The following is a 10,402-nucleotide window of genomic DNA, read 5'->3' on the forward strand; positions in this document are numbered from 1 at the left end:
CGCGTGCTGCATGTGTGTCTCGTCTGTTCCGGCAACATCTGCCGCTCGCCGATCGGGGCGCTGGTTTTGACGGCGCGGCTCGAGGAAGCGGGGTTGGCCGACCGGGTGCGGGTGACGAGCGCGGGGATCGGTCCGTGGCATGTCGGCGAGCCGGCGGACCCGCGTGCGCGGCGGGTGCTGTCGTCGCACGGGTACCCGACGACGCATGTGGCCGCGCAGGTGGATGAGGACCACCTGTCGGCGGACCTGCTGGTGGCGATGGACGCCGGGCACGAGGCCGCGCTGCGGGACCTGTTGAAGCACCAGGGCGACGGGGACGAGCGGTTGCGGATGCTGCGGTCGTTCGATCCGGCGGCGGACGACCTGGATGTGGCGGACCCGTACTACGGCTCCTACGACGGGTTCGAGGAGGTGCTCCGGCAGGTGGAGGCGGCGATGCCGGGCATGGTCGAGTGGGCCCGGTCGCGGGTGTGAACGCGGCGGAGGCCGTCGGCGCTCTGCTCGGCCGGCAGGTGGCGGAGGTGTCGCCGCTGGGCGGGGTCTACCGGGTGCGGCTCGTGGACGGCGCCGAGGTGGTGGCGAAGCGGCACACGCAGGCGAGCGCGGTGCACGCGGAGGTGGCTGGACTGCGCTGGCTGAGGGCGGCCTCCGGCCCCCCGATCTCCAGCCTAGCGACGGGCACCGACAATTCCGGGCCGAGAACGCCCCCAGCCGACCACCCGATCGAGCCCAATGCGCACGAAAGTCCCATTGGTGCACCCGGGGGTCCCCCGATTTCCACGCTACCCGTGGGCACCGACAGTTTTGGGCCGCGCAGGCCAGCTTCGGGCGACGCCGCAGATACGAGCCCGAGCGAAAGTCCCACCCATGCAGCCGGGAGGCCACCGATCTCCGGGCCACCCGAGGGCACCGACACATTGGGGCCACGCAGGCCCGCCTCCGGCGACGCCGCGGATACGAGCCCGAGCGAAAGTCCCACTCATGCAGCCGAGAGGCCACCGATCTCCGGCGCTGACACGTTGGGGCCGCGCAGGGCGGCATCGGGCGATGCTGTGAACACGAATCCGAGCGAAAGTCCTATTGGTGCGCCCGGGGGTCCCCCGGATTCAACGCTACCCCTGGGCACCGACAGTTTTGGGGCTGTTGGGGTTGGGTGTCCACAGGTGCCTGCTGTGCTTGGTGCTGATGACGAGTGGCTTGTCATCGAGATGGTGCCGGTTGGGCGGGCGTCGGCTGGGGCGGCTGAGCGGTTTGGGCGGGAGTTGGCCACGTTGCATCGGGCCGGGGCCGAGGCTTTCGGGAGTGCGCCGCCCGGTGGGCCGGTCGATGCGTGGATCGGGCTCGCGCCCATGCGTAACGTGACCGGGCGGAGCTGGCCCGAGTGGTATGCCGAGCACCGGGTACTGCCCTACCTCCGCGCCGCCGTCGACCAGGGGAGCGTGCGTGATCCCGCGCCCATCGAGGCCGTCTGTGAGCGGATACGGGAGTTCGCCCCGCCCGATGAACCGCCCTCGCGGCTGCACGGGGACCTCTGGAGTGGCAACGTCCTGTGGAGCGGGGACCGGGTCTGGCTCGTCGATCCCGCCGCGCACGGTGGGCATCGGGAGACCGATCTCGGCATGTTGCGTCTCTTCGGGTGTCCGCACCTCGAGCGGATCGTCGCCGCCTATCACGAGGCCTGGCCGTTGGCCGACGGCTGGCGGGAGCGGATCGGCCTTCACCAGCTCTTTCCCCTGCTCGTCCATGCCCTGCTGTTCGGGGGTGGCTATGGGGCGCAGGCCGTCGCCGCGGCGCGGTCTCTAGCATGAAGGTCGTGCGGTTGCGGTTGTTGCTTCGCCCGGGATGGTTGGCGCTGACGGCGTTGGTGCTGATCTTCGCCGGCGTCTGCTTCACCCTGCTCTCGCCGTGGCAGTTCGGGCGGAACACCGAGCGCGAGGACACCAACGACGCGATCACCGCGTCCGCCAACGCCGCGCCCGCCCCGCTCGACTCGATCCTGCCCGCCGGTCAGAAGCCCGACCCGGACACCGAGTGGCGGACCGTGCGGGTCACCGGGCGCTATCTCACCGAGGACGAGGTCGTCGCCCGGTTGCGGACCGTGCTCGGCCAGCCCGCCTTCGAGGTGCTCACGCCCTTCCGGCTCGACGACGGCACGACCGTGCTCGTCGACCGCGGGTACGTGCGGCCCGTGCAGGGCGACAAGGCCGTCGTCGTGCCTGGCTTCGCGGCTCCGCCCGGAGGCACCGTCACACTCACCGCCCGTATCCGTGCCGACGAGCGTGATCCCAACAACCGGCCCGCCGAGCGGCAGGACGGGCGCCTGCAGGTCTACGCGGTCGGGTCGGGCGTGGTCGAGCAGGCCACCGGGCTCGACATCCGGCCCGGCTACCTCCAGCTCGACGGCGACAGCCCTGGCGTCCTCGCCGCGCTGCCGCTGCCCGAGCTCGACGCCGGGCCGTTCCTCTCCTACGCGCTGCAGTGGATCGCCTTCGGCACCATGGCCATCCTCGCCTGGCTGTACTTCACGTGGCGCGAGATCCGGCCCGGCGGCGTCCTCGCCGCCCCGAAGGCCGAGCGGCCGCGCAAGGTCTCCATCGCACAGCAGATCGCGGAAGAGGAAGAACGCGAACGGGCTTCAGCGGCGACGGCCGCGCAGCAGGGCGAGTAACGCGGCCAGCGCGGTGGTGAGGCTGCCCACCACCCGCGACAGCTCCACCGCACGGGTCACATGCCCTGAGTCCGGTGTGCGGCCCTCGCCGAGGATCGGGCGTTCCTCGACGCCGTGGGCGTACACCGTCCGGCCGCCGAGGCGGACCTCCAGTGCGCCCGCGAACGCTGCCTCGACCTGACCGGCGTTCGGGCTCGGGTGCGCGGCCGCGTCCCGGTGCCATGACTGCCACGCGCCACGCCACGAACCGCCGACCACCGGGGCGCTCACCACCGTCAGCATGGCGGCCACCCGGGCCGGGACCAGGTTCAGCAGGTCGTCCATGCGGGCCGACGCCCAGCCGAACCTGCGGTAGCGGGGCGAGCGGTAGCCGACCATCGCGTCGAGGGTGTTCACCGCGCGGTAGCCCAGCAGGCCGGGCACGCCGGCGACCGCGCCCCACAGCAACGGCGCGACCACCGCGTCCGAGGTGTTCTCCGCGACCGACTCGACCGCGGCGCGGGCGAGCCCTTCCGCGTCCAGTCCGCTCGGGTCGCGGCCGCACAGGTGTGGCAGGCGCTCGCGTGCGGCGGGCAACTCACCCGCGTCCAGTTCACGGCCGATCGCCGCGCCCTGCACGGCCAGCGAACGGCCGCCGAGCACGATCCAGGTCGTCACGGCCGTGGTCAGTGCCTGGAGCACGGGATGGCGGCGACCCGCACGCTCCACCGCGACCCCCAGCGCCACCGCGCCGCCGCTCAGCACCGCGGCGTGGACGACGCCCGTGAGCTTGTCGTCCCGGTACAGCACCTGCTCGACCCGCTGCGCGACCTTTCCGAAACCGGCGACCGGATGCCGCTTGCGCGGATCGCCGAACGCCCCGTCCGCGGCCACCCCCAGCAGCAGGCCGACCGCACGCGCCACCCTGACCAAATCCCTCACCCCGTTCCGTGCGGAGGATACGGTAACGCCGTGATGCTGCGAGCACGGCGGCGCGGGATGTTCAAGCGTCAGTACGAGATCACCTCGGCTGACGAGGCACTCACCTCGCTGATCGGAGGCCGGCGGGAGAGCTGCGAGTTCTCCTTGTCCGACACGGACTTCCGCATTGAACGGGACGGCAGGAAGCGGTTCCTGCTGCACAGCCCGGACGGCCGGGTGGCCACCGCGGAACGCCAGACCGGGCGCGAGTGGGCGATCAAGGCGACGACCGGCAACCTGAAGCTAGTGAAGCCGTCGATCTGGCGGTCCGGCTGGGAGGTTCGGCAACGCGGCACCCGCAAGGGAGAGATCCGGCACGACGGCGCGTTCAAGCGCACGTACACCGCGGACATGCCGGCGGACGTTCCGCCACCCGTGGCCGTGTTCGCGCTGTACGTGGTACTGGTGATCTTCGAACGCGCCGCGGCTGCGGCAGCTGGGGGTTGACGTGTTGACGTTGGAACAGCAGGGGTACGCCGGCTGCCTCGTCTCCGAGGACGGGCGGCAGATCACCCAGTTCACCCGCTTCGCGGGGACGCCGTGTGTGATCGACGGGACCGAGTACCGGTTCGGGCACGGCCAGGGAGCGCGCTACGTCCTCGAAGGCCCGGTCGGTGTCACGGCCGTCTCGTACGCGTCGGGCCGCCGCGAGGTGACGATCGAGGCCACTCCGCACCAACTCCAGCTGCGTCGGCTCACCTGGTTGGGCAGGCGGTGGGAGATCCACGCGCTGGGGCAGCGGATCGGCACCTGCCGGGTCACCATGTTCGGCGCCAGCGGCGACCTGCCCGCCGAGCTTCCGTTGCCCCTGCGCGTGTTCACGCTCTACACCGTGCTCATGTCGAGCGGGTCGCTCGTCTCCATCCTGCCCTGGTTCTAGTTCGCGTCCGCCCAGCCCTTGATCATCTGGTAGGCGATGGACGTCTCACCGGGGAGCTTCAGGTCCGGCTGGTCCTCCGCCAGTGCCGCGCGGACCTCGTCGCGGGTGCACCAGCGAGCGTCCTCGATCTCGCCTTCGGCCAGGGCCAGCGCCGCGGCGCGGTCCACCGCGACGGCCGCGAAGCCCACCATGATCGAGCGTGGGAACGGCCATGGCTGGCTGCCCAGGTAGCGGATGCCCGCCACCTCGATGCCGACCTCCTCGAGGATCTCCCGCGCGACACACGACTCCAGCGACTCGCCCGCCTCGACGAACCCAGCCAGCACCGAGTACCGCGCCGGCGGCCAGATCGGTTGCCGCGCAAGGAGAACGGACGAGCCGTTGACGCCGTCGTCGTCGTGCACGAGGCAGATCACGGCCGGGTCGGTGCGTGGGTACTCCTCGCGGCCGCAGCCGGTGCAGCGCGTCGCCCAGCCCGCGTTGACCCGCTCCACCGGTGAGCCGCACTTGGCGCAGAACCGGGCGCGGGCGTGCCAGCCCGTGAGCGCCACCGCGGTCGTGAACAGACCCGCCGCCGTGTCCGACAGCAACGCGCCGGTCGTGCGCAGGTCGTGCCATTCCGCGCCGTCCTCGGAGGTGGCGCCCGACCACAGGCCCCACGACCGGTCCGGGGACTGCACGCCCTCGGTCAGTTCCTCGTCGGTGGACAGCGCCCAGTAGCCGACGCCGTCCAGCTCGCCGAGCAGCATGGCGTCCGGCGGCAGGTCACCGGTGGTCGGCCGGGTCACCAGCTCGGTCGCGTCGGCGCGAACCGGGGTGCGGCCCTTCTTGTCCACCAGGACCAGCCGGCCGGTGGCCCACAGCTTCGCCAGCCGGGCCGCGTCGGTGCGCGCCGACTCGTCGCGGTCCACTGTGGACCGCGACAGCACGGGCACCGCGGCGAGCTGGAACGGCTGTGTCACTCCGTCACGCCGCCCAAGGCCCGCAAGGACTTCAGCTGCGCGGCGTCACCCACGACCACACCGGTGAACCTGGTCGGCGAGAAGAACTCCAGCGCCGCCTCGATCACCTGGTCCCGGGTGACCTCCTTGAGCCGGTTCGGGTGCTCGACCAGCCAGTCGGTGCGCAGGCCCAGCGCTGCCAACGCCGCGAGCTGCGACGCGAGGCCGGTCTGCGACGCCGTGGCGATCAGCAGTGACCCGATCGCGTACTGCCGCACGGTCTCGACCTCGTCGACGGTCGGCGGCACCACACCGAGCCGGCCCAGCTCGTAACGCATCTCCAGCAGCGCGGGCGCGGTCACGTCACTCGCCGTGTCCGCGTCGACCAGCAACGTCGCGCCCCGCACGGTGAACTCCAGCGACGACCGCGCGTGGTAGGTGTAACCCTTGTCCTCGCGGATGTTCTCGACCAGCCGGGACGAGAAGAACCCGCCGTACACCAGGTTCGCCAACTGCAGCGCCGGGTAGCGCGGGTCGGTGCGCGGGATGGCCTGCGCGGACAACCGAAGCTGCGACTGCACGGCACCCGGTCGCGGCACGAACAACACGTCGCCGCCGAGCACGTCCGGCAGGTCCGGCAGCTCGACGGCGCTCTTGTCCGACGTCCACGCGGCGAGCGCGGCGCCGATCTTCGCGATCGCGGTGCCCGGCTCGACGTCGCCGACGAACACGAGCACGGATCCCTTGGGCAGCACCGAGTCGCGGTGCATGGCACGCACCTCGTCCGAGGTGACCGTCGCGACGTCCGCCGCCTCCGGGGTCTCCCGGGTGAACGGGTGGTCGCCGTACCGGTGGCGCTGCAACGCCTCGCGGGCGATCACGCTCGGCTGCGAACGCGCGACCGCGATCCGCTCGACGAGCCGGGCCCGCTCCCCCTCGACCTCCTCGTCGCGGTAGGCGGGAGCGGTCAGCGCGTCGGCGAGCACGTCGAGCAGGGTGTCGAAGCCGCTCGCGAGGGCGTTGCCGCCGATCGAGAGCCGCTCGGGGTCCACACCGGCGCTCAGCTCACCGCCGACCAGCGCGAGGTCGGTGTCCATGGCGACCCGGTCGCGGCGCGAGGTGCCGGTCAGGATCGTCGCGGCCAGCACCTCGGCGATCGCGGCGTGCCTGCGGTCGGTGCCGGCGAACGGGATCCGCAGCCGCAGCTCGGCCATCGGCACCGTCGGCTGGTGCACCGCGATGACCCGCAAACCGTTGTCCAGCACCGTGTCCGCCGACTCCGACCCGGTCGCCGGCCGGTACTCGCCGAGCTCCGGCAGCGGGCGCGGGCCAAGCTCGGTGCGGCCGATCTCAGCAGCGGTACGGAACGTCGTCACTGGTTTCCTCCTGCGGGCGTCACGGTCAGCACCGCGCGCGAGTCGGGACGCAACGTCTTGGCGGCGGCCGACACGGCGTCGGCGGTGACCGCCGCCAGCCGGTCGGTGAGCTGGTAGACGAGGCCGGGGTCGCCGTACAGCAGCTCGAACGCGCCGAGCGCGAGCGTGCGGGACATCAGCCGGTCGTGCTCGCGGTGCAGGCCCGCGACCCAGCGGGCGGTCACCTTGGCCAGTTCCTGCTCGGACGGCGGGGTGGCGGCGAGTGCGTCGAGCTCCTCGTCCACGGCTCGCAACACACGGTCCTGGGTCACCTCCGGCGAGTGCACCGCGGTGACCGTGAACGTGTCCGGGTCGCGGGCCTCGAACGGGCCGAACATGCCCGCGGCCGCGTTGATGTCGGTGACCAGCGGCTCCTTCAGCACGAGGCGCTGCTGCAGACGTGACGCGTCGCCCTCGGCCAGCACGGACGCCAGGATCAGGTGCGCGAGGTAGCCGTCCAGCTCGCCGATCGGGTCGGGCATCCGGTAGCCGATGGCGAGCGCCGGCAGGGGGGCGTGCGGGTCGATGTGCTCGGCCTCGAGCTGCGCGACGGGCCGGGGCTCACCGAACGACGGGCGGTTGGGCGCGGGGCGCGCGGGCACGTCGCCGAAGTGCTTCTCGATGAGCTCGCGGGCCCGGTCCAGTTCGATGTCACCGCCGACCGTGAGGACCGCGTTGGCTGGCGCGTAGTAGGTGTCGAAGAACTGTGCGCAGTCGTTGAGGTCGGCCTGCTCCAGCTCCGTGAAGTCGCCGTAACCGTTGTGGGCGTTGGGAAACGTCTGGTACAGCACGGGCGGCAGGAGGATCCACGGGAACCCGCCGTACGGCCGGTTGAGGACGTTGAGGCGGATCTCCTCCTTGACCACGTCGACCTGGTTGCGCAGGTTCTCCTCGGTCAGCTTCGGCGCACGCATGCGGTCGGCCTCGAGGAACAGCGCCCGCTCCAGGCCGGCGGATGGCAGGACCTCGAAGTAGTCCGTGTAGTCCGGGTGTGTCGAGCCGTTGAAGGTGCCGCCGGCGGACTGGACGTGCCGGAAGTGGGCGAGCTTCTCGAGGCTCTCGCTGCCCTGGAACATGAGGTGCTCGAAGAGGTGCGCGAAGCCGGTGCGGCCCTCGGGTTCGGAGCGGAACCCCACGTCGTAGTGCACGCTCACCCCGACGACCGGCGCGGTCGGGTCGGGCGCGAGCACCACCCGCAGTCCGTTGGCAAGCGTGAACCGAGTCAGCTCATTTCCAAGCATGCTGGCAGCCTACGTGGATCCGCCGACACCCGGTGCCGAGACCACCACCGGTTGATCAGGTAGTGGGCCGCTTACGCTCACGGCGAACTCAGCCAGAACCGCCGAGCGCCCGGTCGAGCGCGACGAGGAACGCCGCGAACCGCTGTGGGAACTCGGCAGGCTGGTCCGACTCGTACCAGTAGATCCCCGGGGTGCCGTCGGCCGCCGTGTCGAGGCCGGTGAAGCGGTTGGCCCAGCCGTCGACCTCGCCGAGCACCACCGCGTACGGCAGCGAGCGGGACAGCACCATCTCGCGGTCGGCCGCCGGGATCGTGCTCGCGTCGGTCGTGCGCAGGTAGTTCAGCAGGCCCCGGATCTGCTGCACCAGCACGCTGCCGCGCCTGGTCCGCGCCGGCATCATCCGTGCGCCGAGCGCCAGGCCGAGGCCACCGACGACCAGCACCAGCCCGAGCAGGGCGTGGCCGACGGTCAGCGCCAGCACCACGGTCGCGGCCGCGCCGACGACGGCGAGCAGCACACCGACCAGTGACCACAGCGACCGGTCGTGGTCCGGCCGGCGGGCGAACCAGTCGCGGGACACCACGTCCTCGTACATGGCCGCCCGCACCGCTGCCAGGTCGACGCGGCCACGCAGCGCCGAGAGCGGCACCTCCGCCGCATCACCGAGAACCTGTTGGTACACGGTTCGTTCGTAGGCGGTGAGCGCGGCGTCCGGCGGGTTGCGGCGCACGAGGACCCAGTCCTCCGACCCGGTCTCCCGGATCGACAGGTAGTTGCGGACCGCGAGGTCCACGACCGTGGCGGTCACGTCGGCGACGTCCACCCGCTCGTCGACCACCGTGCCCACCTGGCCGGGGAGCACCCCGTCCGGTGAGGCGAACGCGACGCGGCCCCCGTCGCCGGTCATCAGCAGCTCCACCGGGGCGACGTCGGTGGCCAGCGCGCGGGCGTCCCGGCCGCGGGCCAGCCACAGCAGCACGAAACCACCGAGTAGCAGCAGCACCAGGCCGCCGAGGCCGACGCTGCTCGCCGTGGTCAGCGCGAACGCGCTGGTCGTCGCGATGTCGTCGTAGCGGGCGTTCGCGCCGACCGTGCCGCCCGGCAGGTTCACCGTGAGGTCGACCCGCTCACCGACCGGCAGGCCATCCTGCACGACCCGCAGTATCTGGCTGGAGTCGGTGATCGCCGAGCCGCACGGCGAGTCGGTGCCGAACGGACCGGCCAGGCAGATCACCGACTCCGGCTGGTCCGGCGCGATGAAGGACGCGCGCAGCGACCGCACCTTCGTGTCCCAGCCGCTGGCGACCTGCCAGCGCACCTCCTGGTGGCCGTCGACGTCGGTGACCGTGCCGTCCACCCGGTAGGTGACGGTGGCGACGCCGTCGCCGAGCGACATGACGAGCTCGTCGCCGCTGATCGAGGTCGTGCCCTTGCCGGTGACCTTCACGTCCCGGACGGTGAACACGCGGTCCTGGCCGTCGCCGGCCTTGATGCGCAGCGGCGCCCGGCGGGTCATGGTCTTGCCGGCCTGCACGAACACCTGCTCGGTGACCGCCAGGCTGCCGTCACGCTGCAGCTTCATGGCGATGTTGACGCTCTCCGGCAGCAGCGGGCGGGGGATGCCGCCGGGTTTCGGTGCCGCGGACTTGGTCGGGTTGAACATGGTGGGGTTGAAGTTGGGCTTCCCCGGCGGCTTGAGCGGCGGGACCGTCGACGGCGGCTTCGGATCGGACGGCAACGTCGGCTGCGCCCCGGCCGGCCCGGCCAGTCCGATTAGGACGCACACGGTGGTCAACGCCACCGCCGGAATCCCCCACTTCGCCCACACGCCTGCGGAGGATAGCCCAGTGGACATATGCTCACCCGCTGTCTGACACAACCAGGGGGGACCGGGATGACGCAGCCGCCGCAGGGTCCGTGGCGACCCGCGGGGCCCTTGCCACCGCCACAAGCCAGGCCACTGCCGCCACGCCCGGCGCCGGGGCAGCCGTACGGCGGCCCGCAGGGAATGCCGCCAGGCCCGCCACCTGGGATGCCGTCTGGCCCACCTGGAATGCCGCCTCGTCCGCCTCGTCCGCCTGGCCCGCCCGGGATGCCGCCGGGGCCTTACGGGATGCCACCGGGGCCGCGGCCCGGAACGCAGCACGGGTATCCGACCGGCCCGGTGCCTCCGGGGCACATGCCGCCCGGTCCCGTGCCGCCGCCGGGGATGGCGCCGTGGCTGCAGTACCCGGGCTACCAGCACCGGCTCGCGCCCCGCAAGACGTCGAACACCGGCGCGCTGCTCGCGACGATCC

General features: G+C 72.0%; 10 protein-coding genes. 5 read left to right on the forward strand and 5 right to left on the reverse strand.

The features are described 5' to 3' along the window. Positions 1 to 6: 6 nt before the first annotated feature. From VF106_RS17960 to VF106_RS17970, 3 genes are all read left to right on the forward strand, one after another. Positions 7 to 474, forward strand: coding sequence for a low molecular weight protein-tyrosine-phosphatase (locus tag VF106_RS17960; protein WP_414639006.1), 468 nt, complete (start codon positions 7 to 9; stop codon positions 472 to 474). A gap of 644 nt (positions 475 to 1,118) precedes the next feature. Next, a complete protein-coding gene (locus tag VF106_RS17965) occupies positions 1,119 to 1,808 on the forward strand; it encodes a fructosamine kinase family protein (protein ID WP_414639007.1) in 690 nt (229 codons plus the stop codon). A gap of 5 nt (positions 1,809 to 1,813) precedes the next feature. Next, positions 1,814 to 2,668: an SURF1 family cytochrome oxidase biogenesis protein gene (locus VF106_RS17970; RefSeq protein WP_330840882.1), complete on the forward strand. Its 855-nt coding sequence runs from the start codon at positions 1,814 to 1,816 to the stop codon at positions 2,666 to 2,668. Here the strand turns inward: VF106_RS17970 and VF106_RS17975 are convergent. Further along, positions 2,636 to 3,589 carry a cobalamin biosynthesis protein gene (locus VF106_RS17975; protein ID WP_330840883.1) on the reverse strand — a complete coding sequence of 318 codons (954 nt, stop codon included), beginning with the start codon at positions 3,587 to 3,589 and terminating at the stop codon, positions 2,636 to 2,638. The genes VF106_RS17970 and VF106_RS17975 overlap by 33 nt on opposite strands. A 30-nt stretch (positions 3,590 to 3,619) precedes the next feature. Between VF106_RS17975 and VF106_RS17980 the strand changes: the two genes are divergently transcribed. Together VF106_RS17980 and VF106_RS17985 are read left to right on the forward strand one after the other, a co-directional pair. Continuing rightward, positions 3,620 to 4,075, forward strand: a complete 456-nt coding sequence (locus VF106_RS17980) for a hypothetical protein (RefSeq protein WP_330840884.1) — start codon at positions 3,620 to 3,622, stop codon at positions 4,073 to 4,075. A gap of 1 nt (position 4,076) precedes the next feature. After that, positions 4,077 to 4,508, forward strand: a complete 432-nt coding sequence (locus VF106_RS17985; RefSeq protein ID WP_330840885.1) for a hypothetical protein — start codon at positions 4,077 to 4,079, stop codon at positions 4,506 to 4,508. On the opposite strand, the gene nudC is transcribed toward VF106_RS17985, so the two are convergent. The 4 genes from nudC to VF106_RS18005 form a co-directional block, all read right to left on the reverse strand. Next, on the reverse strand, positions 4,505 to 5,470 hold the full coding sequence (nudC, locus tag VF106_RS17990; RefSeq protein ID WP_330840886.1) for an NAD(+) diphosphatase: 966 nt from the start codon (positions 5,468 to 5,470) through the stop codon (positions 4,505 to 4,507). The genes VF106_RS17985 and nudC overlap by 4 nt on opposite strands. Next, complete coding sequence (locus tag VF106_RS17995) at positions 5,467 to 6,825, reverse strand: M16 family metallopeptidase (protein ID WP_330840887.1); 1,359 nt, start codon at positions 6,823 to 6,825, stop codon at positions 5,467 to 5,469. Before VF106_RS17995 ends, nudC begins: the two co-directional genes overlap by 4 nt. After that, positions 6,822 to 8,105 (reverse strand): M16 family metallopeptidase, encoded by a 1,284-nt coding sequence (locus tag VF106_RS18000; RefSeq protein WP_330840888.1) that lies wholly within the window; start codon positions 8,103 to 8,105, stop codon positions 6,822 to 6,824. Before VF106_RS18000 ends, VF106_RS17995 begins: the two co-directional genes overlap by 4 nt. An 88-nt stretch (positions 8,106 to 8,193) precedes the next feature. Continuing rightward, positions 8,194 to 9,960 (reverse strand): DUF2207 family protein, encoded by a 1,767-nt coding sequence (locus VF106_RS18005; RefSeq protein WP_330840889.1) that lies wholly within the window; start codon positions 9,958 to 9,960, stop codon positions 8,194 to 8,196. Positions 9,961 to 10,402: the final 442 nt, after the last annotated feature.

Source organism: Actinophytocola sp. (genome assembly GCF_036378875.1).
Taxonomy (GTDB): Bacteria; Actinomycetota; Actinomycetes; order Mycobacteriales; family Pseudonocardiaceae; genus Actinophytocola.

Excerpts from the sequence above, each read along its gene's own strand:
- VF106_RS18005 (WP_330840889.1), bottom strand. The coding sequence starts at position 9,960 with ATGTCCACTGGGCTATCCTCCGCAGGCGTGTGGGCGAAGTGGGGGATT.
- VF106_RS18000 (WP_330840888.1), bottom strand. The coding sequence starts at position 8,105 with ATGCTTGGAAATGAGCTGACTCGGTTCACGCTTGCCAACGGACTGCGG.